This window comes from Pandoraea sp. 64-18, from assembly GCF_001899225.1.
GTDB lineage: Bacteria > Pseudomonadota > Gammaproteobacteria > Burkholderiales > Burkholderiaceae > Pandoraea > Pandoraea cepalis.
Genome location: NZ_MKVU01000013.1, coordinates 204,378 through 228,404, shown reverse-complemented (window position 1 = coordinate 228,404; position 24,027 = coordinate 204,378). Strand labels below are relative to the sequence as shown.

General features: G+C 63.5%; 24 protein-coding genes. 16 read left to right on the top strand and 8 right to left on the bottom strand.

All coding sequences use genetic code 11. The annotated features are described in order from the left end of the window. Positions 1-4: 4 nt before the first annotated feature. Positions 5-1,990: a PAS domain-containing sensor histidine kinase gene (locus tag BGP02_RS12040; RefSeq protein WP_286798592.1), complete on the bottom strand. Its 1,986-nt coding sequence runs from the start codon at positions 1,988-1,990 to the stop codon at positions 5-7. A gap of 229 nt (positions 1,991-2,219) precedes the next feature. Between BGP02_RS12040 and BGP02_RS12035 the strand changes: the two genes are divergently transcribed. Together BGP02_RS12035 and BGP02_RS12030 are read left to right on the top strand one after the other, a co-directional pair. Beyond that, on the top strand, positions 2,220-3,062 hold the full coding sequence (locus tag BGP02_RS12035; RefSeq protein WP_268567819.1) for a universal stress protein: 843 nt from the start codon (positions 2,220-2,222) through the stop codon (positions 3,060-3,062). A gap of 24 nt (positions 3,063-3,086) precedes the next feature. Next, a complete protein-coding gene (locus tag BGP02_RS12030) occupies positions 3,087-4,121 on the top strand; it encodes a zinc-dependent alcohol dehydrogenase family protein (RefSeq protein WP_286798591.1) in 1,035 nt (344 codons plus the stop codon). A 55-nt stretch (positions 4,122-4,176) separates the two neighbouring features. On the opposite strand, the gene BGP02_RS12025 is transcribed toward BGP02_RS12030, so the two are convergent. Both BGP02_RS12025 and BGP02_RS12020 read right to left on the bottom strand, forming a co-directional pair. Next, positions 4,177-5,085: a ribose-phosphate diphosphokinase gene (locus BGP02_RS12025; RefSeq protein ID WP_286798590.1), complete on the bottom strand. Its 909-nt coding sequence runs from the start codon at positions 5,083-5,085 to the stop codon at positions 4,177-4,179. Beyond that, entirely contained in the window at positions 5,082-6,686 is a 1,605-nt protein-coding gene (locus BGP02_RS12020) for a thymidine phosphorylase family protein (protein ID WP_268567816.1), read from the bottom strand. Before BGP02_RS12020 ends, BGP02_RS12025 begins: the two co-directional genes overlap by 4 nt. Positions 6,687-7,109: 423 nt before the next feature. On the opposite strand from BGP02_RS12020, the gene BGP02_RS12015 reads away from it, so the two are divergent. The 6 genes from BGP02_RS12015 to BGP02_RS11990 all read left to right on the top strand — a co-directional run bounded on the left by BGP02_RS12015 (position 7,110) and on the right by BGP02_RS11990 (position 13,298). Further along, positions 7,110-7,619: a hypothetical protein gene (locus BGP02_RS12015; protein WP_157211493.1), complete on the top strand. Its 510-nt coding sequence runs from the start codon at positions 7,110-7,112 to the stop codon at positions 7,617-7,619. A gap of 86 nt (positions 7,620-7,705) precedes the next feature. Continuing rightward, positions 7,706-8,413 carry an ABC transporter ATP-binding protein gene (locus tag BGP02_RS12010; protein ID WP_261938574.1) on the top strand — a complete coding sequence of 236 codons (708 nt, stop codon included), beginning with the start codon at positions 7,706-7,708 and terminating at the stop codon, positions 8,411-8,413. Next, the gene (locus BGP02_RS12005) at positions 8,410-9,495 is read left to right on the top strand and encodes an HlyD family secretion protein (RefSeq protein ID WP_017234442.1); all 1,086 of its coding nucleotides are present in this window, start codon (positions 8,410-8,412) and stop codon (positions 9,493-9,495) included. Before BGP02_RS12010 ends, BGP02_RS12005 begins: the two co-directional genes overlap by 4 nt. Positions 9,496-9,526: 31 nt before the next feature. After that, positions 9,527-10,669: an ABC transporter permease gene (locus BGP02_RS12000; protein WP_017234443.1), complete on the top strand. Its 1,143-nt coding sequence runs from the start codon at positions 9,527-9,529 to the stop codon at positions 10,667-10,669. A gap of 203 nt (positions 10,670-10,872) precedes the next feature. Further along, positions 10,873-11,910, top strand: a complete 1,038-nt coding sequence (locus BGP02_RS11995; RefSeq protein ID WP_261938577.1) for an Acg family FMN-binding oxidoreductase — start codon at positions 10,873-10,875, stop codon at positions 11,908-11,910. A 74-nt stretch (positions 11,911-11,984) separates the two neighbouring features. Beyond that, entirely contained in the window at positions 11,985-13,298 is a 1,314-nt protein-coding gene (locus BGP02_RS11990; RefSeq protein ID WP_157211494.1) for an NRAMP family divalent metal transporter, read from the top strand. A gap of 62 nt (positions 13,299-13,360) precedes the next feature. Here the strand turns inward: BGP02_RS11990 and BGP02_RS11985 are convergent, their stop codons facing one another. After that, positions 13,361-14,188, bottom strand: a complete 828-nt coding sequence (locus tag BGP02_RS11985; protein WP_157211495.1) for a universal stress protein — start codon at positions 14,186-14,188, stop codon at positions 13,361-13,363. A 314-nt stretch (positions 14,189-14,502) separates the two neighbouring features. Between BGP02_RS11985 and BGP02_RS11980 the strand changes: the two genes are divergently transcribed. The 3 genes from BGP02_RS11980 (at position 14,503) to BGP02_RS11970 (ending at position 16,213) form a co-directional block, all read left to right on the top strand. Continuing rightward, positions 14,503-15,156, top strand: coding sequence for a BON domain-containing protein (locus tag BGP02_RS11980; RefSeq protein ID WP_017234448.1), 654 nt, complete (start codon positions 14,503-14,505; stop codon positions 15,154-15,156). Positions 15,157-15,222: 66 nt separating this feature from the next. Then, positions 15,223-15,696 carry a pyridoxamine 5'-phosphate oxidase family protein gene (locus tag BGP02_RS11975; RefSeq protein WP_017234449.1) on the top strand — a complete coding sequence of 158 codons (474 nt, stop codon included), beginning with the start codon at positions 15,223-15,225 and terminating at the stop codon, positions 15,694-15,696. Between the two features lie 55 nt (positions 15,697-15,751). After that, positions 15,752-16,213: a universal stress protein gene (locus tag BGP02_RS11970; RefSeq protein WP_017234450.1), complete on the top strand. Its 462-nt coding sequence runs from the start codon at positions 15,752-15,754 to the stop codon at positions 16,211-16,213. 61 nt (positions 16,214-16,274) lie between these two features. Here the strand turns inward: BGP02_RS11970 and BGP02_RS11965 are convergent, their stop codons facing one another. Beyond that, positions 16,275-17,234: a universal stress protein gene (locus tag BGP02_RS11965; protein WP_286798589.1), complete on the bottom strand. Its 960-nt coding sequence runs from the start codon at positions 17,232-17,234 to the stop codon at positions 16,275-16,277. A 167-nt stretch (positions 17,235-17,401) separates the two neighbouring features. Between BGP02_RS11965 and BGP02_RS11960 the strand changes: the two genes are divergently transcribed. Together BGP02_RS11960 and BGP02_RS11955 are read left to right on the top strand one after the other, a co-directional pair. Further along, positions 17,402-18,652 (top strand): MgtC/SapB family protein, encoded by a 1,251-nt coding sequence (locus BGP02_RS11960; RefSeq protein WP_286798588.1) that lies wholly within the window; start codon positions 17,402-17,404, stop codon positions 18,650-18,652. Between the two features lie 125 nt (positions 18,653-18,777). Further along, positions 18,778-19,206, top strand: coding sequence for an Hsp20/alpha crystallin family protein (locus BGP02_RS11955; protein WP_130026005.1), 429 nt, complete (start codon positions 18,778-18,780; stop codon positions 19,204-19,206). A 51-nt stretch (positions 19,207-19,257) separates the two neighbouring features. Here BGP02_RS11955 and BGP02_RS11950 read toward each other — a convergent pair whose 3' ends face one another. Together BGP02_RS11950 and BGP02_RS11945 are read right to left on the bottom strand one after the other, a co-directional pair. Continuing rightward, positions 19,258-19,602 (bottom strand): hypothetical protein, encoded by a 345-nt coding sequence (locus BGP02_RS11950; RefSeq protein WP_017234454.1) that lies wholly within the window; start codon positions 19,600-19,602, stop codon positions 19,258-19,260. Positions 19,603-19,666: 64 nt separating this feature from the next. Further along, a complete protein-coding gene (locus BGP02_RS11945; protein WP_286798586.1) occupies positions 19,667-19,831 on the bottom strand; it encodes a hypothetical protein in 165 nt (54 codons plus the stop codon). A 463-nt stretch (positions 19,832-20,294) separates the two neighbouring features. Here BGP02_RS11945 and BGP02_RS11940 point away from each other — a divergent pair, with 463 nt between their 5' ends. Then, the gene (locus BGP02_RS11940) at positions 20,295-20,942 is read left to right on the top strand and encodes a response regulator (RefSeq protein WP_286798584.1); all 648 of its coding nucleotides are present in this window, start codon (positions 20,295-20,297) and stop codon (positions 20,940-20,942) included. Between the two features lie 64 nt (positions 20,943-21,006). On the opposite strand, the gene BGP02_RS11935 is transcribed toward BGP02_RS11940, so the two are convergent. Continuing rightward, on the bottom strand, positions 21,007-21,792 hold the full coding sequence (locus BGP02_RS11935) for a helix-turn-helix domain-containing protein (RefSeq protein WP_286798582.1): 786 nt from the start codon (positions 21,790-21,792) through the stop codon (positions 21,007-21,009). Positions 21,793-22,158: 366 nt separating this feature from the next. Here BGP02_RS11935 and BGP02_RS11930 point away from each other — a divergent pair, with 366 nt between their 5' ends. Next, positions 22,159-22,785 carry a phosphoribosyltransferase gene (locus BGP02_RS11930; RefSeq protein ID WP_150564700.1) on the top strand — a complete coding sequence of 209 codons (627 nt, stop codon included), beginning with the start codon at positions 22,159-22,161 and terminating at the stop codon, positions 22,783-22,785. Between the two features lie 70 nt (positions 22,786-22,855). Further along, a partial coding sequence (locus tag BGP02_RS11925) for a DNA polymerase/3'-5' exonuclease PolX (protein WP_286798581.1) occupies positions 22,856-24,027 on the top strand: 1,172 nt, incomplete at its 3' end.

The window sequence follows — 24,027 nt, the reverse complement described above, 5'->3', positions numbered from 1 at the left end:
GGATTCAGGCGTCGCGCGAGTGCGCCGGTGCCGACGTCTCCAGCGGAATCACGGTGGTGACAACCGTTCCGCCCTCGGATGGGCTGCGGACTTCCAGCGTGCCGCCCAGCAAGCGCGCCCGCTCGCGCATGCTGATGAAGCCGAGCGAATCGGATTTCGGGCGCGTTGGCGGCAGACCGCGACCGTTGTCGGAAATTCGAAGCCGGCATTCCCGGTCGCACGACAATTCGATCGTGACCGACGTCGCCCTGGCGTGTTTCGCGACGTTGTTGAGGGACTCCTGAACAATCCGGAACAGCGCCGTCGCGACCGGGGCGGGAATCGGGGGCAGACTGTGGGCCTCCGTAAAATCGACGGCCACGCCATACCGGCGTGCAAAGTCCCGGGTGTACCACTCGATCGCGGGACCGAGCCCCAAATCATCGAGCATCGGGGGGCGCAGGTCGGCGGCCATTTGGCGCACTGCGGCGACCATACCGTCGATGGATTGCTCGATTCTTTTGACATCGCCGCTGACGGGGGCCTGATCGCCCAGGGCGCGCTTGAGCAGCGCCGTGTCCATTTTCAAGGCAGTGAGCCGTTGGCCCAGGTCGTCGTGCAACTCCCGGGCGACCCGTAGCTTCTCTTCCTCCCGAACCGCTTCGAGACGGGCATTGAGCTTTTCGAGTTCAGTGCGAGACGTTTGCAGCGCGTTCGCAATTTGCCGTTGTTCGGTCACGTCACGCAACACCACCGTATAGAACTTGCCGGCCGCGTCGGCGCTTTGCGAAATCGACGCCTCCATCGGAAACTCCTCGCCGTCCGAGCGCAATCCCCAGAGCGGCCGGCCTCGCCCCATCAGGCGCTCCGACACGCCGGTCATGCCAAAACGCTCGATATGCTGATAATGCGCCTCCCGAAACCGCGCCGGGATGAACCGCGCGAGCGGCTCGCCGATCGCTTCCATGGCGCTGCATCGGAACACGCTTTCCGCCGTCGGATTGAAGATCTGAATCCGTTGCTGATCGTCGATGGTGATGATGGCCTCGCGCACGGATTGGATCACACTGAAAAGACGGCTTTCGGAGCGTCGCTTGTCCCCCGCGTCGCGTTCGCTGAGCCGTTGCGCGCGACGTCGCGCCAGCAAGGCGAGGGCCCAGGCGAACGTCGTCACCGCCGTCATGAACAGCCCCAGACCGAGGGCCCAATTGGCCACGCCGGCCCCGCGCAGCGAGGCAAATTCATTGGACGCGGTGAAGGTGAGAAACAGTGCGGGTTTTTCCCCGTACGGCAGACTCGCCTGCGTTTGGTAGTCAGCGGGGGGGCGGGGCTCGCCGGGCGCCCGAGGATAGAGGCTGTCGAAGATGGGGGTGGGTGGGTTCGCGCCGTCCCGGGTACTGACGGTCAACGCAATGTCATGGAGAAGCGGCCCGATGGCAACGTGTACGAGCGCGTCGATATCCGCCACGGCGTAGGCGCATACCGACGGGCGGCTGGTGTCGGACAGGAAAATCCAATACGCGCGTCCCGTCGACGGCGATGTCCGCGTGAAAAGGTTTCCCGTTGTTTTTGTACCACTTGGCAGTGCCATCGAACCGCTCGGGCCGAACACCGTGTCATCGCCGATGGCGTAGGCGACGACGCGCTCGATGGTGTCGCCCGTGCGCTGACACCGGGCGAAGCTCACCAGACCCGGCAGTCGCTCCGCCACCCGCATGTTTTGCGCATACGCTCCCCAGGCATTTTCGTCGGGGCGAGGCGCCATCGCCAGCCGGTCGAGCGCGCTATGCAAGGTGTCGCGATAAGCGGAGAGGGCGATCGCGAGCTTGTCCGTCGCGGCTGTTGTGCGCAAGTCGAATCGCGCGTCGACGTTGGCCTGCATCGTGGTGCGTACGGCGACCCAGTTCCATGCCGCAAGCGCGAGGCAGATCGAACACAGCAGGGCGAGGGTGATGCCATCGATCTGCTGCGAAAGCGATCGTATTGCCCCACGAAACGTCAACTTGGCCATGTACGTTGCCCCTGTCGGTTCTCATGCCGAGGATTTCGTCTTTGTAGCACTGCTGGCGCAATTTTCCCATCCTAATCAATCCGTAAGGCATCGCGCATGACGAGCGCAAAACCCCGGATCGCGGACGAAAAATCGGCGGCGGCGTCAAGTCAGGCCTTGATCCGCGTCAACGGAGGGGGGGCGGCGTCGAACTAGAGTACAAGGTGATCGCCCCCATTGGAGAGTCACCATGACCTACCGGACGCTGCTTGTACACGTCGATAACAGTCAGCAATCCCGCGCACGCGTCGAGCTTGCCGTGGACTTTGCCTGTCGGCTACCGGCCCACCTCACGGGCATCTACCTGCCGTTCCACATGCCACTGTTTTCCGACGTCACCGATATTGGGGGCATGGGGGTACCGCCACCGTCATCGCCGGAGAGCGACGCCAGGCGACTTGAGCAGGCGGAGCAGATGTTCATGGAGATCTGTCGCCGTCAGGCGGTCAGCCCCGAATGGCTGGCACCCCGGTTCGACACGATTCGCGAGATGCAAACCCATGCGCGCTATGCGGATCTGGTGATCGTCGGCCAGGAAGACCAAAGCAACCCCGAAACGATACCGGCCATGGGGTTCGTCGAGTCGGTCGTGCTCGCCGCTGGCCGGCCAGTCCTGATCCTGCCGTATGCGGGCAAGGTACCGCGTGCGTTCAATAACATTCTGCTCGCCTGGGACGGCGGGCGCGAATCGGCGCGCGCCGCCGCCGACGCCATGCCCTTCTTGCAGGCGGCGAAGACCGTCCATGTGATGCACGTCAGTCGAGGTGGCAAACCGGACGCCCTTGGGCCGATCCCGGGGCTCGATATCGCGATGTTCTTTGCCCGTCATGGCGTCAATGTGCGAGTGACGCCCGAGCGCGGCGCCAACGACATCGCTGTGGGCGAGGATTTGCTCTCGCGCGCAGCCGACATGAACATCGACCTGATTGTGATGGGCGGCTACGGCCATTCGCGAATGCAGGAATGGGTGCTCGGGGGGGTGACGCGCACGCTACTCGAAACCATGACGGTGCCGGTGCTGATGTCGCACTGACGCCATGCGAAATGGAGATTGCATATGAAAGCGCTGGTATTTCACGGTCCACGGCAAATCGCGCTGGAGGACAGACCCATACCCGAGTTGATCGCGCCGACCGATGCCATCGTCCGCGTTTCCAAGACGACGATATGCGGTACCGATCTGCATATTCTCAAGGGGGACGTGCCGACGGTGGAGCCCGGGAGAATCCTGGGGCATGAAGGCGTGGGCGAGGTCGTCAAGACAGGCGCAGCGGTGAGCGCGTTCAAGCCGGGCGATCGGGTGCTGATTTCCTGCATCTCCTCATGCGGGAAGTGCGAGGCTTGCCGCCGTGGCATGTATTCGCATTGCGCCGCCGGAGGCTGGATTCTCGGCAATCGGATCGACGGCACACAAGCCGAATATGTCCGCACGCCACATGCCGACACCAGTCTTTACCATGCGCCTGTCGGCATCGATGACGAAGCGCTGGTCATGCTCAGCGATATTCTGCCGACCGGATTCGAGTGCGGCGTGCTCAACGGCAAAGTCAAACCGGGCGACAGTGTGGCGATTGTCGGCGCAGGTCCGATCGGCCTTGCGGCGCTGTTGACCGCGCAGTTCTTCACGCCCGCCCAACTGATCGTCGTCGATCCGGATGCCTCGCGGCTGGAAGTGGCAACGCGACTGGGCGCCACGACGGTGCTGTCGCCCGGGCAAGCCGCCGAGGAGACCATCCGCAACCTGACCGGCGGGCGCGGCGTCGATACGGCCATCGAAGCCGTCGGCGTGCCGGCGACGTTCGAGCTATGCCAGGCGATCGTCGCCGCCGGGGGCGTCATCGCGAATGTCGGGGTGCACGGCAGCAAGGTCGATTTACACCTCGAATCGCTGTGGGACAGGAACATCAGCATCACGACCCGGTTGGTCGACACGGCGGCGACGCCGATGTTGCTCAAGACCGTGCAATCGGGACGCCTTTCTCCCGGCGTGCTGATCACCCACCACTTCTCGCTTGCCGAAATTCTCGACGCGTACCGGACGTTCGGCGACGCCGCGAACTCGCATGCGCTAAAGGTCATCATCTCGCCGTGAGGTGCGCGGCGCACGGCACGGCAGCGCGGATGTCTCGTCCGCCTGCCGCCGTCGATCATGGCGCTTTCGGAAGTGTATCGAGCAGGTCGCGCAACGCCTCGGCCAGCGCCGGCGTCACATCGATGGCGTTAGAGGCGTGCGGCACGGTGTTGGCCGTCACGACCCGGCTGGCACCAGCGGCGACGAGATCGTCGACGCTGATGCCGTCGAACAGTCCATGCACGGCAATGCAGATCGGGTTGCCAAAGCCGGCGCGAACCAGTGCCTTGACGGTGGCCACCATCGTTTGCCCGCTCGCCAGAATGTCGTCGACGATCACCGCCGTGCGTTTCGACAACGTCGCTGGCACCTGCAACCGGACAGTGACCTTGGCGTCGGCCTCTCGGGTCTTGTGTGCGACGACCGATGGCGCGCCGATGCGCTCGCCGATCTGTGCCACCCACGCTTCGCTTTCGTCGTCCGGCCCCACGATAAGCGGATTCGTCACGTTCGCCGAGATCCACTCGGCCGTGGCGGCGACGGCATGAGGAGAGCGCACCGGAACGGCATAGGCCGCCGAGAGCGACGGCAGCCGGTGCAGGTGCGGCTCGATCGTCACCAGGCCATCGATGTGGGCGCTGAGCAGCCGGCCGAAGCTGTAGGCGGACACGGATTCGCCCGGATGGAACCGGGCGTCCTGACGCAGATAGCACAAGTACGGCGCCACGAGGACGACGCTCCGCGCGCCGAGGTCTCGCGCGGTGTCCGCCGCGAAAATCAGGGGCAATATCTTGGCGTCGGGGCGGTGGAGCGCGCAGACGATGACGACCGCCTTCCCGCTCAGAGGCCCTTCGAGCGCCACCCGTTGTTCGCCATCCGGAAAGCGATGGATATCCAGGCGCTGCACCGGACAAGCAACGGCGTGAGCGAGCGATCGTGCCACGGACTCATCTCCGGGCATGGAATAGACCACGACATCCTTCATGATTCCCCCACAGCGACGATGGCTGGAAAGCGGCACGCGTACTCGTACGCGTAGTCGAGTTCTCCCTCGCTTTCCGCATAGATAGTGAACAAGGGCTGTCTCGAAACCACGTGGGTTCCGATGGGGGCTTCGAAGACCACCCCTGCCCTCGGCGCGGCCGGCGCGCCCGCCAGCTTTGCCACCCGCGCCAGATGGCGATTGTCGATGGCGGTGACCACGCCGCTGTGGCGGGCCGTTACGGGTTTGCTATGCCGCCCGACCAATGGCTCGCGCATGCCGCCCTGGGCCTCGCAGATTCTCTGGAATTGCCGCCATGCGAGCCCACTGGACAGAATGCGGTGTGCACATGCCTGGCCTTCGCCCGGCAGGGCCTTGCCGCCCATTTCCAGGAGTCGGCCGGCGATATCCACGCTCTTGTCCGCGAGATCGGCCGGGGCGTTGCTGCGATTTTGCAGCACGGACAGCACGTCGCGCGCCTCCAGACTGGGGCCGATACCGCGGCCGACCGGTTGGTCGCCCGCGCACACATAGGTCGAAACATCGAGTCCGAGCGCCCGGCCGATTGTGCGCAGCCGTTCGGAAAACAGGGTGCTGGCGTACTGAGAGCGAATCTTGGCGGTCAGGCCGACCGGCACGTCGATCAGCACGTGCGTGGCGCCGACGGCCAGCTTCTTCGACAGGATGGACGCCATCATCTGCGCTTCGCTGTCCAGATCGAGCGGGCGCTCCACCTGAATCAGAATGTCGTCGGCCGGGCTGAGGCCCGCCGCGCCGCCAAAGACGATGCAGCCCCCGACGGCGTCCACGACCCGGCGCATCTCGTCGGCACGCAGATCGACCGGGGCCAGCGTTTCCATGGTGTCGGCGGTCCCCGCGGGCGACGTGATCGCGCGAGACGACGTCTTCGGCATGATGAGTCCTTGCGATGACACGATTGCGACCACGATCGGTGTGGTGCGATTGCCCGGCAGGCCTCCAATGCTGTGCTTGTCGACGATGCAGTCCGCCTGCCAATGGAGGGTCTCGCCCGTAGCCACCATCGCGCGCGTGAGGGAAATGATCTCGTCGTCCGAGAGCCGATTCCCCGTGCATGCGGTCAGAAATGCCGAGATATGGATGGAGGAATAGCGGCCGGCGGCAATATCGCCGATCACCTCATCGAGTTCTGCGGGCGTAAACGCTTCGCCGAACATCCGGCCTCGCACGTGGCGAAAGGACTCGATCGGCGGCATGTGACGCACGCGCACCCATTCGCCCTCGGACACGTCGAGCGCGGCCAGGGCGGCTTCGCTCAAACCGATCTCGTCGAGTTCCACCCAATCGCCCGTCACGGTCTGTAGCGTTGCGACGACGCTTGCCGCCCCGTATTCAAGCTGCAGACGCGTCTGCGCCGCGAAACCTTCCGAGCGGCAGATCAGGCTATCGCGCCGAAGGTAGGCAACGGCCTCGCGCAATGTGTCGATTTGGACGCTGCGGGCGCGCAGCCGGCGTCCGGTGAACGGAAGGTCGGCGTGGGTATCGGCTTCTCCCGGCGACGAGCCTCGCAGGTCGGGACGACCGACGGCCTCTGCTTCCGGTGACTTCTCGATGTCGTCTGACACAGTGCGTATTCCTTGCAGAGCGCTACGGACGAGCGTCCCGTCAGCGCGGATTCAGGGCGGATATCAGCGGTGCCTTAGCTTCCCAGCGTAGTGCCGGCAGGCGCGGTAGGCGGCGGGTGTCCGGTGAGACGTTGACGTGCATCAAACGGTGCCTCTCCCCGTGTTTCTTGTGAACAACGCATCGGCCGACGTTGAGATATGTCAAGGCCTGGGCCGCGGCAACGGACTATCGTGGAGACATCGCCGGTTCCAACACAACCGACGCAAGCGACACCCGATCTTGCCGGTCCTCCGGCACTTGCGTTCGGATACGGCCCCGTTCCGAACGCAGGCAAGTTGGGTTTCTGCCCGCTTCGGCGGGCGATTTTTTTCGCGCGTTGCGGTCACGTCGTGTGACCCGCAATCCATTCGGGAGACGCGACGATGTCCAAGGCCCTGACTCCCCCCTTGAGTCTGTGCAAGGCGCAAGTGTTCGCGGCGCTCGATGCTCACAGGAACTGGGTTGAGAACGTGCAGTGTCTGCGGCAGATGCAGCTAAAGGCCGACGAAGGTCTGATCGAGGCCGACAAGGCGTTCGCCAGTGCACTGGAAAGTGCGTCGGATTTCAGCGCGCTCTTCAATAGCCAGCTTGCCTTCATGAATCAGCAGTTGGCAATGCAGAACCTGATCTGGCAAGGGCTGGTGAAAATGAGTGCCCGCGGGCCCACGGTCTGGGCCGAGCAGTACTCAGCGGCGCAGAAGGCATGGCAACAGGTGTTCTCCGAGACGGCAGGCGAGGCGATGGATACGCAAAGCCCCGCCAATTGGTGGACGGCGTGGGGCGAACTGACCCAAACGGCGATGAGCGCGTTCGGCTCACTCTCGGATCCGGTCGATCAGGGCGCGCCGAGGGCAAGGCCGGCGGCGTCGGCGCAAAACGCCGCGCGCGGCTGATCGGCGGCGGGGCGTCGTCGTTGATCGCGTGAGTCCCCCTCGCGTCCTGACGCTACGCTCGCTCGTCACCGTGGAAGCTCATCCATATGCCCGGCGCACCCGTCACCGAAGCCATCGTCGCCACCGGACTGACCAAAGGGTTCGGGGAAGGGCCGGCCCGCACGACGGCCGTCAATGCCGTCGACTTGGTCGCCCATTTTGGCGAGATGCTCTTCATCGTCGGACCGTCGGGAAGCGGGAAAACCACGCTCCTTAGCCTGCTCTCCGGCATCCTGCGTCCCGACGCCGGCAAGGTGTGGGTGGGCGGCAGCGATATCTGGACGTTGTCGAAAGACGATCTGGCGGATTTTCGGCTGAACACGATCGGATTCGTGTTCCAGGACTATCACCTGTTCCCGAGGCTGACGAGCGCGGAAAATGTGGCGATACCGCTCATTCTCAAGCACAGGAACTGGAACGATGCGCTCGAGGCGGCCCGCCAGAGTCTGGCGATCGTCGGACTGAAGGACCGTACCGAGGTGGTGCCCGTCAAGCTCTCGGGCGGCGAGCAGCAACGCGTGGCGATTGCCAGGGCGATCATCGGCGCCCCTCAGATACTGGTGCTCGACGAGCCGACGGCGTCGCTGGACGGCGATACGGGCCGGATGATCATCGCTTTCGTCAAGCAGAAGATCCTGGACCGGAACCGATGCATCGTCATCGTGACGCACGACGCCCGCATCAACGAATACGCGGACCGGATCATTCATATGGAGGACGGACGCATCGTCTCGGCGACTGGGGGGCTTTCGTGAAAAACCCATGGCTCTTCATTGTCTCCGGCGCGGGCATTCTTGCCGCCGTGCTGGGCGCTTACGTTTTCTCGATCGAGCGTAAGCCGGAAGCGCCCGTCTTCACGCCGGTGAGCAATCCGTATCCGGCCGCGATCTACGCGACCGGTATCGTGGAAAGCGAGCAGGGCGGGGGCGCCAATATCAACCTGTACCCGGAGGTCTCGGGCGTCATCACTCAGGTGCTTGTGCATGAAGGCGACAAGGTGCGCGCTGGCGCGACGTTGCTGCGTATCGACGATGCGGTTCAACGGGCCACGACCGAACAGCTGCACGCCCAGATGCTCGCAGCCGGTGTCGTGCTCGACCAACTGAAGGCTGAGCCAAGGAAGGAAACCCTGGCCGTCGCCAAGGCGCAGGTCGACCAGGCGCGCGCGAATCTGACGGCCGCGCAGGACCAGTACGACAAGCGGCGAGCCTCTTATGAGATGGACAACCGCTCGATCAGCAAAGACGTGCTCGATACGGCCCGCGACGCGGTCGGTCAGGCCAGCGCGGCACTGGAAGTCGCACAAAGCCAATATGCGCTGATTCGCGCAGGCGCGTGGCGCTATGACGTGGACAATCAGGCGCACCAATATGACGCGCTGTCCCAAGCCTATAGCGCGGCCAACGCCCTATTGCAGAAATATGCGATCACGGCCAAATCGGACGGCGTGGTGTTGGCACTGAACGCCACCGTGGGCAGCTATGTCTCCTCGCAGGGTGTCTACGATACGTACACGGCCGGGTTCGATCCCCTGATTGTCATGGGCGGGCCCCAAGACTATCTGGCGGTACGTTGTTACATCGATGAAATCCTGGTGTCGCGGCTCCCGGCGGCCGATCACATCCGCGCGCAGCTCTCCGTGCGAGGCACCGATCTGAAGGTACCGCTGGAGTTCGTTCGCGTACAGCCGCTCGTATCGCCGAAAATCGAGTTGGCCAACCAGCGCCGGGAAAAGGTCGATCTGCGTGTCCTGCCCGTCATTTTCCGGTTCAAGACGGCAGACTTGCCGAGGATTTATCCGGGACTGCTCGTCGACGTCTTCATTGGGCAGCAATGATGGGTGCCTCCGATATCCGGGGAGGGTGAGCATGCAATCCACCGGCATCATGCGTATCGGCTTCCGGTTGCTCGTGAACGACAAGGCCAAGTTCTCGGCCCTGTTGGTGGGCATCGTGTTCGCAGTCTTCCTGATGACGCAGATGACGGCGATGTTCGCGGGCATCCTGAACCGTGCCTACTCGACCGTCACGAATGTCGGCGCCGAGATGTGGGTCATCGATCCCGCGGTCAATACACCGAACTCCGCCTTTCCGCTGCCCAATTTCCTGCTGGACGCGGTACTGAGCATGGACGGTGTCAAATATGCCGCGCCGTTGTACATCGGTGGCGCGCAGGTCAGGCTGGCCAGCGGCGTCTACCAGTCGGTGAGCGTGGTCGGCCTCGACGATGCGAGTCTGTTTGGCCGCCCGCATATGGAAAAGGGGGACATTCTGGACATCTATGCCGACAACGCGTTCGTGGTCGTCGACGATCCGGAAATCGCCAAGCTGGAACATCCGGCGATCGGCACCACGTTCGAAATCAATGACTTTCGCGGCGTGGTCGTGGGCCTGGCGAACGTCTCCGCGAACGGTTTGAACGGCGTGCCAACGCTCTATACGACGTACAGCCGGGCCGTCGAATACATCCCGGGTACGCGCTTCACCATCTCCTACATTCTCGTGCAGCCCAAGTCGCCGGCGGCGATCCCGGCCATCAAGCGGCAGGTGGCCAAGCTGGGCTACATCGCGCTCACCAAGGACGAGTTCAATCAGCGCGTTGCGAACTTCTACACGTACCGGACCGGCATCGGTACCAATATTCTGCTCATGACCATCATCAGTTTCATCGTGGGGGTCTCCATTTCGGGCCAGACGTTCTATTCGTTCGTGCTCGAAAACCTGGACAAATTCGGCGCGCTGAAAGCGATCGGCGCAAAAGGCAGCGAACTGGTGAAGATGATTCTGTTCATGGCCGCATTTACCGCATTGACGGGATATGGCATCGGCGTGGGCCTGGTCACGCTGGTGATTGCCCTTGCCAAGCGCACGTTGCCAAACTACGCCGCCATCACCACGTTCTGGAATCTCGCGTTCTCCTTTACGATGGTGCTGCTGATCGCGGCGATTTCCAGCTATATCGGCATTCGCAAAGTGTTGCGGATCGAGCCGTTCGACATTTTCCGCGGATAAGCCCGCGGCGCCTCGCGGGCGGCGCTGTCGCCCATTGACGTTCGTCAATGCGCAATCGCGGCCATTGCACCAGACTTCAGGCAATACGATCAATACGCTTGAAACGCTCGATAAACTCAATAAGCTCGCTCACCAAGCGCCTGCCGGGCCGATTTCACGTCGCGCTACCCGTGTCGTCGTGCCCTAGACCAAAGGAGGTTTTCGTGCCCCGATCCAAGGACAACTTACGCCAGGCGTGGACCGTCGACGATCAGGCGTTCGCCAGAACCGCGACGGCCGCCGAGCGGCTGAGATTCTGCCTGCAATACGCCATCCTCGCGCCCTCCACGCATAACACGCAGCCGTGGCGCTTTGTGATCAGCGACGACACGGTCCTGTTGTGTGCCGACCGCACCCGGGCGTTGCCGGTCAGCGACACGTATGACCGCGAGCTGGCGATCAGTTGCGGGGCGGCCTTGTTCAATCTGCGCGTCGCCCTCAGCCACTTCCGTTGCCCGTATGTGATCCGGATCATGCCATCGAGCGCCGAGCCCGACGTGCTCGCGAGTGTGCAAATCTCGGACGAGGGGTTCGTGGACGGACAGATTGCAGCGCTGTTCGCGGCCATCCCCAATCGGGTGACCAATCGTCAGGCCTTCGACCCGGCGCCGCTGCCGCAAGCGACGATCGCGTCGCTACAGGCGGCGGCCGAGGCGGAAGGCGCCCAACTCGCCCCGACAGCGAACGACGCGGAGCGCTTGCGACTGGCCGACCTGATCGATCAGGCGGATCGAATCCAACTGGGAGATCCGCGCTTTCGCCGCGAACTGGCATTGTGGATCAATGCCGCGCGGCGCGATGACGGCATGGCAAGCTACTCGGCAAGCGCGGCAAGCCTGCTCGACTTCGCGTCTCCGATCCTGGCCACCGTCGTGCGTACATTTGACGTCGGCGGCGGACTGGCGGCAAGCCACCGCCGTCTTGTGGAGGGTTCGCCCTTGCTCGTCTGCCTGGCAACGCGCTCGGACGACCCTGAAAACTGGCTGTTGGCCGGGCAGGCCATGCAGCGGGTGTTACTGACGCTCACGTCCCAGGGGTTTGATGCCTCGTTCCTCAACCAGCCGATCGAAGTCGAGACATTGCGCTCGGCCATCGGTGCCATGACAGGCAGCGGGGACTATCCGCAGATCCTGCTGCGCGTGGGCCGAGGCCCCTCGCAGGCCCACGCGCCAAGGCGCGCCCTGGAATCGGTGGTTTCGTAAGTGTGACGTTGCCCGAAATCACGAGTCCGCGCCAAGGGCAGGCGCGCGAGGCGTCTTGAGTCGCGAGGGCGGGAATGGGGCTGGAAACACAGGGTGAGCGGTCGTCGATGTGGCTACAGGGGCTGCGCAAACGGCTGAACGAGCATCCGCTCAGGCGCGTGGGCCCCGGGCTGATCACGGGCGTCGCGGACGACGATCCGAGCGGTGTCGTCACCTACACCCAGGCGGGCGCGCAGTATGGGCTCAACATGCTGTGGACCATGCCGCTCGCATTCCCCTTGATGGCGGCCATGCAGTTGATCTGCGCGCGCATCGGTCGCGTCACGGGCAAAGGGCTTGCCGCCAATATCGAGACGGCATTTCCGCCGATTGTCCTGCGCGGCGTGATCATCCTGCTCCTCTTTGCCAATACGCTCAATATTGCGGCCGATCTGGCCGCGATGGGCGAGGTGGCGGAACTGACCAGCGGCATCGATCGACATTGGATGACCATCGGCTTCGCGCTCGGCTCGCTGCTCCTGCAGGTCTTCGTGCCTTACCACCGCTACGTTGTCTTCCTGAAATGGCTGACCGTGTCGTTGCTCGCCTACGCCGCCGTCCTGTTGACGGTGCATGTACCGTGGCGACAGGTGGCCATGCGTACGCTATGGCCCGATCTCACCATCGATTCGGCCAGCGCGGCCGTCATTGTGGGGGTGTTCGGCACGACTATCAGCCCCTATCTCTTCTTCTGGCAGACCTCGGAGGAGGTGGAGGAGATGGAACGGGACCCCACGGCGTTGCCGCTGAAGGACGATAACGTGGCCGCCGTTGCTGCCAGCGGCGAGCTTCGGCGAATCGGATGGGACACCTGGACCGGGATGTTCTACTCGGACATCACCGCCTTTTTCGTGATGCTGGCGACTGCCGTCACGCTCCACGCCAGCGGCATCCGGAGCATCGATACCGCGGCGCAGGCGGCTAGCGCGTTGCGGCCGCTGGCCGGCGACCTGGCGTATGCGCTCTTCAGCGTTGGTATCGTGAGCGTGGGTCTGATCGGGGTGCCGGTGCTGGCGGGGTCCGGCGCCTATGCGATGGCCGAGGCCATGCACTGGAAGGAGGGGCTCGAGCGCAAGCCCAGCGCCGCGCACGGCTTCTACGGCATTATCGCGCTCAGCATGCTCGCTGCCACCGCGATCCAGTATTCGCCGATCAGCCCAATGAAGGCATTGTTCTGGAGTGCCGTCATCAATGGCGTCGTGGCGGTGCCGCTGATGGTTGTCGTACTACTGCTCGCGTCGAGGAAATCGGTGATGGGTCAATTCACGGCGCGTTGGCCCATTCTCGTCTTGGGCTGGATGGCTACCGGAGTGATGGGCGCGGCGGCTGTGGCGATGCTGCTGATGTAGTCGGTGGGAGATCACCGCAGCCGACAGCGCTGGCGCGCCGACGACTGCAGTGCGGGATCACGTCAGTGGGACAGCAGCACCGGCGTGGACATGTGCTTGAGCACCGTGCGTGTTGCGCCACCGAACACGAGTTCACGCGTCGGGCCGTGTCCGTAGGCGCCCATGACCAGCAAGTCCGCTTCGTACTCCTCGGTAACGGCCAACAACTGAACACCATCGCTGGCTTCGGTGTCCTGTCGGATCGACACCGGCTTCGCGCGCAATCCGTGTTTCTCCAGCAGGTGCACGATCTCCGTCAGTGACGGGTCGTCGCCCGCCGGGGAGCGGTTGATGCCGACGACGAAGATGTCCTGTGCGCGCCCGAGCAGTTGCCAGGCGTCGCCGATCGCACGTCTGGCTTCACGCGAGCCGTTCCAGGCAATCACGATGCGCCGGATTTCCTGTGGCAGCGTCACGTTGTGCGGAAGTCCGAGCACCGGTACGCCTGCCGAGACGACGATGTCGCCGATGCCATCGACACCGAGGGCGGCGACCCCACCCGGTGAGTCGGGTTGCCCGACGATGCACAGGTCGGTGCCTTTGGCAAAGTTCGACAGGATGGTCGTCGGCGCGCCGAACGGCGCATGCCAGTCTCCGGCGATGTCGTGTTCGGCACAAACCTCCTGGAACAAATGCTCGGCCGCGTGCAACGCCGTCTGAGCGCGCCCCTCCGTCCGGTAGTGGTCACCGGACGATTCGCGTTGTCCTGAATGCACCGCGCCCGGGCGGTGGGGCACGTAGATTCCCGCGAGACTGGCGTCATGGTGGCGGGCAAGCAGCCCGCTGAAGCGCAGCCGTGCCGCGCTCGTCGCGGTGTCGTCTATGTGGACACAAATTCTCCGTAAGCTCATTTCCTTCCTCCTCGCATGGGTCACCCGCGCATTCGCCTGCGACAAGACGGATTGCCGCGCAGGCATGTTTTGTTATAACGCGGCCAGCCCGCTCGGCGGCGAGATTCCCGCCATCGGGTTGATGCGAATCAAGCTCGCGCGGCTTGCGTGCGGCGCGTGACGTCCTGCATGAAATTGATGTCGGTCAAGCGCTGCCGAGAGAGGCCGGCAATGCGCCCACTCAGGCGCTAAGGTGAAAGAACCCGGCGCGATACCCGCAACTGTCAGCGACGTTTGCGATGGCGCCATCCCTATTCTGTGGCACGGAGTACCCCATGAAGACTGATGCTCAACTGCAGCGCGACGTGATGGACGAACTCGCGCGCGACACTAACGTTCATGCCAGCGAGATTGGCGTCGAGGTGCGCGACGGCATTGTCACGCTCTCGGGCGAGGTCGCGAGTTTCTTTGAGAAGTGCGAAGCCGAGCGCGTCGCGGCGCGGGTCGCGGGGGCGCGCGCGATTGTGATCGGACTGGAAGTCGTGCCGATGTCGAAGGATCGTCATACCGATGCCGATATCGCAAGAGCCGCGCTTGCCGTGCTGAAGTGGCACGCCGGCCTGCCGGACGACGGCATGCACGTCAAGGTCGAGAACGGCTGGGTGTCCCTGGCCGGCGACGTCGAGACCTACACGCAGCGCGTGTTGGCCGAGAGTGCCGTTCGTACGTTGCGCGGCGTCAAGGGCGTCATCAACGACATCAAGGTGCTCAGTGGGCCCCATCGCACGGAAATTGTCGGGCATATCGCCGCCGCGCTGGCGCGTCAGGCGCAGCGCGAGGCGCGCCACCTCGACATTTCCATCCTGGGCAATGGCGAGGTGCTGCTGACCGGCACGGTCCATTCGCTGGCGGAAAAGGAAGCCATCCGGGGAGCGGCCATGACCACGCATGGCGTATGCGCCGTTGTGGATCGGCTAACGGTCGAGTAAGCGCGCCAGGTGATGCCCATGGGGTGGCGCCCGCAACGCGGACACGATAGACGCAGGAGAAGCCTGATGAACGCAGACCTGGAGGCCGTCATTCTGGACGTGCTGGACTCGTGTCGGGAGTTGTCGCTCGCGACGCTCATGGCGGACGGGAACACGCAGTCCGATGTCGTTTGTTTCGTCCATCACGGACTCGACATCTATTTCGCCACCGGGCGCGATAGCCGCAAGATGGCGAATATCGAGCGTGCCGCACAGGTCTCGTTCTGTCTTTACAAGCCCTATGTCGGATGGCCGGACATCAAGGCGCTGTCGGGCCACGCCTTTGCCGAAATTTTGCCGGACGAATCGTCCGAGCGTGTACTGGCGATGCGACTGCTCGATGAGCGTTTCCCAGACGCGTGGACACGCGTTCCCGAACACGGTTCGAGTCGCTCCACCATCGTGAAGCTCGAATGCTGGGCGCTTCAGGTGCTCGACTACAGCCGCGGGTTTGGTCATGCCGATATCGTTACCGTTCCATCGAAACGTCGCTGCGAATAGCGCGAATAGCCGTGGCGTCGGTGGTTGAAGGAATGCAAAACAAGGGGAAGAAATCATGTACCGCAACATACTGGTGGCTTTCGATGCCAGTCCGCCCTCGGAAACCGCGCTGATCCACGCCGCGAGGCTCGCCAAGGCGCTCGGGGCGAGGCTTCGCGTCGCTTACGTCGAAGTCGACCCGGCACTTTATTTTCCCTTGATGGCGGCAGCACTGCCGTCGGTGGCCGACATGCAGAACGCGCTCAACGCCGAGACGTTGGCCGTTCGGGAAGCGGCATTGGACATTCTGGCGCGCGAGGGTGTTGCGGCCGATTTCGCGACGCTACCGTTGATGGACAGCCATATGCACATTGCCGATCGCTTGCTGACGGAGGTTCGGCGGGTGGGCGCAGATCTCGTGGTCACCGGCTCGCACGGCCGCCGCGGCCTCGCGCGCGTCACGCTCGGTAGCGAGGCCAACCGCCTGCTGCAGCGAGCCGACCGGCCGGTGCTCATCATCAAGTCGCCCGCGCCATAGCGCGTGCGTGGTGTGCGGCGGTGCGATCAACCCCGGGACGCGGGGGGCTCGCCCCGACGCGTCAGCCCGCCTGATTGACGACCAGCAGCGGGCGATCGATCGCGCGGGCAACCCGCTCGTTCTCATGACCGTTGAACCATGAGAACAACCCATGACGATCCTGCGCGCCCACGACGACGAGATCCGCCTCCCATTCCTGCGCTTCCCGGAGCAGGGTGGCGGCCACGTCTTCCGCCAGGCGCGTGTGCGACACACGGCGCTCGATGTTCCCCTTGGCGCCCAGTTCGGTCATGATCGCCGAGGCTTGCGCGAGTGCATTTTCGGCCCGGGGGACGGCGGGCGTTGGCGTGAGCAGGGATTCCTCCAATTCGGACACGTCGACCCCGCGGTCCTCGACATAAATGGCCAGCAGGCTCGAATGCGGCGGGGCCACCTGCATCCCCACGCGCACCGCGTGCAGCGATGCCTCGCTACCGTCGACCGCAAACAGGATCCGACGCGCGTGGTGCAGTGACGATTCCGTCGCTTTCTTGGGAATCATGAGGATGGCGCGGTGGGTGTGCTCGGCCAGCGCAGCGGAGACCTTGGTGCCCAAAAGGGCGGCGATGCCGGCGGCCGGTTCGGCGCCGACGACCACCAGGTCGGCATTCCATTCATCGGCCACTCGGGCAATACCCGCCGAGATTTCGCGATTGCCCAGCGCCGGCCCGAGCAGCCGCTTGTGCACCTGTGCGCCAGTACGTTGCAATACCGCCTGCGCGCCCTCCAGCGCCACGAGTTCGTCGCGGCGGAGTTCGTCGAACGCGGCGCTGACATCGGCCGGCGTACGGGAGTGGGGCGTCAGGTAGGCCTCGGGGTCCTCGAAGAATCCCAGGACCAGCACTTGCGTGTCCGGCGAACAGAAATGGCCGGCATACGGAATGGCGTTCAGCGACGCGCCGCTGGGATCGACGGCAACGAGGATCCGCTGGAATGGCTTGGGAAAGCCATGGGGCGACAGCAGTTGGGAGACAGGTTCCATGGTCGAAGTCGCCGGGCACGGCGATCCTTATCGATGAATCGTTAATAGCATAGACGGTACACAGGCAGCGCCATTGCGTTCGATCAACATCGCACGCCACGACGCGGCGCCGACGCTCCCCGTCACTTATGCTATACCGTGCACTGAACGAAATAAACGGGCGCGCGATGACCGAAGCCATGCTCGACATTTTGCCGTATGCGACCGCACTGGCGATCGGCTTGCTCATCGGTGCCGAACGTGAGCGGCGCAAGGGGGCGAGCCGCGAGCGGGCGGCGGCAGGCATCCGGACGTTTGCGCTGACGGCCGTTCTGGGGGCGGTCGCCTTGGCCTTGGGGGGCGTTTGGCTGCTGGCTGCGGTGGTGCTGGCGCTCAGCGCCGTGTTGATCGCCGCCTACCTGCGTCCCCACGACGATCCGGGGATCACGACCGAGATCTCGCTGATCCTGACGCTGCTGCTCGGTGCGATGGCGCAACGTCACGCCGTCTTAACGATCGCCATCGCCGTGGCCGTCGCGAGCGTGATGCAGGTGCGCTTTCACTTGCATCGTCTCGTGACGCGCGTTGTGACGGAAGCCGAGTTGCAGGATGTGCTTCTGCTCGCGGTGGCTGCCCTCGTGATTCTGCCTATCCTGCCGAATCGGCCTATCGATGTCTTCGACTCGGTCAATCCGTCCACGATATGGCGCTTCACCGTTGTCATGCTCTCCATTGCCGTGATCGGTCATTTTGCCCAACGCGCGCTTGGGCCGAACGCGGGATTGCCGGTCACGGGGTTCGCTTCCGGGTTCGCGTCCAGTATCGCCACGATCAGCGCGATGGGCCTTCAGGCCAGGCAAAATCCGGCCTTGTTGCTGCCCGCCGTCGCGGGAGCCGCGCTCTCCAGCGTCTCGACCATGGTGCAGTTGGCCATTGTGATTGGCACGGTCTTCCCGACCGTGTTGCTCCATCTTGCGTTTCCGCTCGGCGCTGGCGCCGTTGCCGCGCTGTCGTACGGCCTTTGGGCGCTTTGGCGCGCGAACCGGTGCGCCACGCCGCAAATGGTCCACATTGGTACCGCCATCGATTTGAAGTCCGCGTTGGTGCTGACCCTGAGTGTGTCCGTCGCCATGTTCGCTTCGGGGGCACTCTCGCATTGGTTCGGGAAATCGGGCTTGCTGGCGGTCGCCTTGGTGGGCGGCTTGGCGGACGCGCATTCCATCGCGGCCAGTGCCGCTGCGCTGGCCGAACAGGGCCGGCTCAGCGTCACGGACGTTGGCCTTCCGATACTGGCCGGGGCCTCGACAAACGCCATGGTCAAGGGGATTGCGGCGTTCGTATCCGGGGGGCCACGTTTCGCGAAGCTCGTCGTTCCCGGCATTGTGCTGGTGATCGCCGCGCTCTGGCTCGGGTACGCCTTCGCGCCGTCGATTTCATGATCGACGCCGAGGTTTCTCTTGATGTCAGTCAATTCGTCGGCGCGCTCGCGATCTAGATTAGACAACGTGCGACATGGATCGCAGCCCCCTGGGCGCACTGCGCCCCTTACCCCACGGAGTCCGTCATGGCAAACCTCACCCGATTCGATCCACTGAGTTTCGACGAACCGTTCGAGAACCTCATTCGTAACGCGTTCTGGCGTCCGCTTGCGCTGGAGAGTTCGAAGCGTATGCAAATCAAGCTCGATGTCGAAGAGGACGACAAGCAATTTACCGTACGCGCCGATATACCCGGTGTGAGCAAGGAAAACATCAAGGTCGCGCTCGACGGCAATCAGGTGTCCATCAGCGCGCACCTCAGCAACACCACGGAAAAGAAGGACAACGGCAACTTCGTGCATCGGGAACGGTATGAAGGCGATATGTACCGCAGCTTCTCGTTGTCACAGGCGGTGGACCGGGACAAGGCCGTTGCGAATTATCGCGACGGGGTATTGGAACTGGTCCTGCCAAAGCGGGCCGATGCCGGTCAACGGGAGTTGACCATTCAGTAAGCCGCACAGGCGGCATACGAGGGTGCCGCTCAGGCACCCTCGCGAGGCGGACTAGTGCAGCGTTTGCGGAAGCGGGATGAACGCGACGCCGCGCGGCATATCTTCAAATTCGGGCGACCGCAGCCCGTCGATCACCTGACACGCATAATCGATCGCGCATCGGAGCGCGCGATAGGGATCTGCGTCCAACCGCTCGTTCAATGTGATCTGTATCACAACGCCTTCAGTCGGCGTGCCATCCGACAGAGGGCCGTCGTGCTTTGCCGTTGCGCCGCGCACGATCGCCACAGGCAGATAGCGCCGGTCGTGGCTCGGTACGGCGAATCCGCCGCAACCGACAAGTTGCGCGTGAGCTTCTATAACGAATGCCTTGTAATGTTGTCGCAGCGTAGACATGAGAACCTCATAAGCACTTGGGATCGCTGGCACGATCCAGAGGGATTGACGAGCGCGTCTGTATTCAGCATTTGTAATGCCTGTGCGGGGAAGGCGCCATGACACAAGTCAATTCGTCACGATGCAGCGTCTTGGAAACGTTGCGCAGGACCGCATCGACGCCAGCAGCGCCCCAAAAAACGGCATTCGGCTGCGCCAGGCGTGTGTTCGATGGATTGACGACTTTCATTCGCCAATCAGCTCGTCTTGGCGCTCGGATTCGCAGCGATTCTCCCGTGTGCCGGGACGAACCGCCCGCAGGGTACACTTACTCGATGCAATAACGCCGGATCGTGCTTCCCATTTGTTGTTTGGAGGGATTCCTCTCATCTTTTCGGCTGATACGCCTGCCGATCCTGGACGGTAATATCTCTTGAAAGCTGAGAGAAATACGCTTTAGTTAACAAAAGAACGGCTGCGGGTCGGAATAGCATTCGCAGACCGTTGCAAAGCCAATCCCGAGCGGTGGTGGTTCGCGCTCGTTGATTGCCGCCCTATATCAGGGGCATAGGTCACTGAATGGCTCAAAATCGGTCCGATGCGGTTCATCCGCAATGTGCCACCGCCTCGCCGGTGTCGCTGGGTACGCGAATCGAAGGCTCTGCCGGGCAGCCTCTCAGGGAAACGGTTGCCACCAAATTCGGAGGCAAGGCATGACGCGTATCATGATCGCGGACGATCACGCCGTAGTGCGAGACGGACTCAAACATATCCTGGAGGGGGCGGGCGTGTTTGACGTCGTCGGCGAAGCGGCGGACGGCGCTGCGATCCCGTTGATGGTCAACGATTGCTCTCCCAACGTATTGCTGCTCGATCTGTCGCTGCCAGGAAGAAGCGGTCTGGAACTGATCCGGCTGCTGCGCGATTCCCATCCGGCGTTGCGCATACTGGTGCTGACCATGCATTCGGAGGAGCAGTACATCGTACGTGCTTTCCAGGCGGGGGCAGCAGGATACCTGACCAAGGAAAGCGCGGCGGAAGAACTCGTCACGGCCATCAATCATGTGGCCGTGGGCGGCACCTATGTCAGCCAGTCGATCGCGGGCAAGTTGGCGTCGAGCTTCCAGGGAAATGGCGACGACGTGCCGCATCGACGCCTGTCCAACCGCGAACTGGAAGTCTATCGTCGTCTGGTGCGTGGCGAACCGCTCACCACCATCGCCAATGCGCTGTGTGTCAGTCCCAAGACCGTCAGCACCTACAAGATGCGTCTCATGGAGAAAATGCAGATGCCCAATGAGGTGCAACTGGTGCGCTACGCGCTTCGCCATCATCTCTTCGACGAGGGCGAAAACCTCTGACGTGTGCGCAACCTGGCTCGCATGGTGAGGCGTCGCACGTTCGACCGCCCCCATGTCGGCACCGTCAGCATGCGCCAAGCGCTTCGCGGTCCAGCAGCGTAATCCGCTTTCCCGCTACGAGAATCAAGCCACCGCGCTGAAACCGCGATAACGACCGGCTGACCGTCTCGAGCTTCATGCCGAGATGGCTCCCGATGTCTTCGCGCGTCATGCGCAATGTGAACTCGCGGGGCGAGTACCCCCGCTGCTCGAAGCGATTCGAAAGATTCAGAAGGAAGGTCGCGACCCGCTGATCGGCACTCATGCTGCCCAATAACACCATTTGCGCCGTCTCTCGGACGATCTCGGCGCTCATGAGCCGGTGAATATGCTGTTGGAGCGGCGACAATTCGCGGCACAGCACCTCCAGGGGCTGGAATGGGATCACACAGACGGCGCTATCTTCCAGGGCGAAGGCATCGCAGGGGTGTGACTCGGCGACGATGCCGTCCAGCCCGAGCAGTTCGCCGGGAAGATAAAATCCCGACACGTATTGGCGCCCCAGCGAATGCTGCGCCACGGTCTTGAACGACCCCGAGCGGACCGCGTAGAGACTCTGGAACGAATCGCCGGTCCGGTAAAGCGCATGGCCCTGCCGGACCATTCGCCACGTACGCACGACAGATTTCAGGCGTGCCGCATCGTGGTCGTTCAGCTTCGATGCAACACAGAGGTGTCGCAATACACATGTGCCGCACTGGGCGGGGGGATGCGAGATCAGCCCGCTCGACATGCCGTCATTGACCGTTGAAAACGCGTCGACGGCACCGAAGCGACGTTCGGCGTCGGCCATAAAATGTGATTCGTACATCTCCATCTCCCGGCCAGCCATTGGCCTGCATGCACCGATTGCGCGCGCTCAGGCGCCCAATGTTCCGGTTGTCTTCCTGCATGTGCCTTCCCGCACTCGCGCACTGTCTGGCGCTGCCCTCAAGTGGCATGTTTTGTCTTTGGGGTAGGGGCTTGAAACCAAGTATCGTGGCGGCCGCGTCGGGGGGGAAGCAGGCGCGGCTGAGATCTCTGTAGGCAGACGCACGCCCCATGTCAGGCAATCCTTACGCAGACCGTTTCGTGCGAACACCTGACGGGAATGCTTGACCTTGGCTAAACCGGCGCCGCCCCCGATGACTAGGATGATCTTATGGGGGCGCTTAGCCGCCGTTCGAGGAGAACGTCAATGCCATTTATCGACCGGGCCGATGCCGCACGCCAGCTAGCCAAGGCACTCAACGCGTACTCGGGCAAGCACCCGTTGATTTTGGCCGTGCCACGCGGTGGGGTTCCGATTGGCGCCATCGTGGCCGATGCCCTCGGCGGCGATCTGGACATTGTGCTGGTTAGGAAGTTGGGCGCCCCTGGCAATCCTGAACTGGCGGTCGGCGCCGTGGACGAGAGCGGCTGGACGTACCTGACGCCATACGCGAAGCTGGCGGGCGGCGAGAGTGCCTATGTCGAACACGAACGAATGGTGCAACTCGACACCCTCCGGCGTCGCCGGGCCCGCTTTACGCCGGGAAGACAGCGGACGAGCGCCGACGGGCGATTGGCGATTGTCGTGGACGACGGCATCGCCACGGGGGCATCGATCATCGCGGCCTTGCACTCGGTGCGACAGCTTGGGCCAGCACGATTGATATGCGCAGTGCCGGTGGCCCCGCCAGATGCCTTGCGCGACATCGCGCCCTATGCCGACGAAGTGATCTGTCTGGAGACACCGGCCGATTTCAGCGCGGTGGGCGCCTTCTACCGAAAATTTCCCCAAGTCAGCGATGACGAGGTCGTCGCTTGCCTGCGCTCGCGCTAATGGCCCACGCCGCGCCTGTGCAATACCCGGTGTCCTGCGTGTCGCGCCGCATGTCTGCTGGAGTCAAGGCGTGAGAGAACCCTCCGAAAAGCCTGAAATCATCGCGAAGGAAATTGCCGCCACCGTGGTACCGCGCGCGGGCGTGACCAACGACCGGATCGTTGCGATCTTCGACGAAATCGCCGACCTCCTCGACGTCGAAAATGCGAATCCGTTCAGGGTTCGGGCCTACCGCAATGCGGCCAGGACGATCGGTGCGCTGACCGAGGACGTGGGCGTCCTGCTGGCGCGCGGCATCGACCTCACGACACTGCCGGGCATCGGCGCCGATCTCGCGGGAAAGATGCGCGAGATCGCTGAAACCGGCGCAAGCGAACTACTGACGCGCCTGCGCCGCGAAACGCCTGGACAGATTCAATCGTTGCTCAGTCTGCCGGGGCTGGGGCCGCGTCGTGTACACAGGCTGGAGCACGACCTGGACGTGCATACGATGGAGGATCTGGCCGCCGCAGCCCGTGAACACCGCATTGGTACGCTGCCCGGATTCGGGCAGCGCACGGAACAGCGCCTGCTTGACGCCGTGCAGGCGCGGCTCGACCGGCACCGCCGCTTCAGCCTCGATATCGCGATGCGCGCCGTCGATCCCCTCATGGCGTATCTGCGCGAGACCGGCACCGCGCAGGCGATGGCGGTCGCGGGCAGCTACCGGCGGGGCAGGGATACGGTGGGGGACCTTGACATCGCTGTGGCGTCTGGCCGGCCTCAAGCCGTGATTCACGCGTTCCTCGCCTACGATCAGACGCGATCGGTGATCTCCGCCGGAAGCACGCGGGCAAGCACGGTGCTGATGAATGACATGCAGGTCGACCTAAGAGTGGTGGCCGCGTCGAGCTATGGCGCGGCGCTCGTTTATCTGACCGGTTCGAAGGCGCACAACGTGGCGCTTCGCAAGATGGCGCAGGCACGCGGGCTGAAACTGAACGAATATGGTGTGTTCCGGCAAGGGCGAAAAATCGCTGGCCGCGACGAGGCGTCGATCTACGAAGCGCTCGATCTGCCATGGATTGCGCCGGAGCTGCGAGAGGACACCGGGGAACTGGAGGCGGCGCGCGATGGCACCTTGCCGCGCCTTGTCGAAGCCCGCGAGATCCGGGGCGATCTTCACGTCCACACGAACGAAAGCGACGGTGTCGACAGCCTCGAAGCCATGGCCGTAGCGGCCGGCCGTCAAGGGCTTCAGTA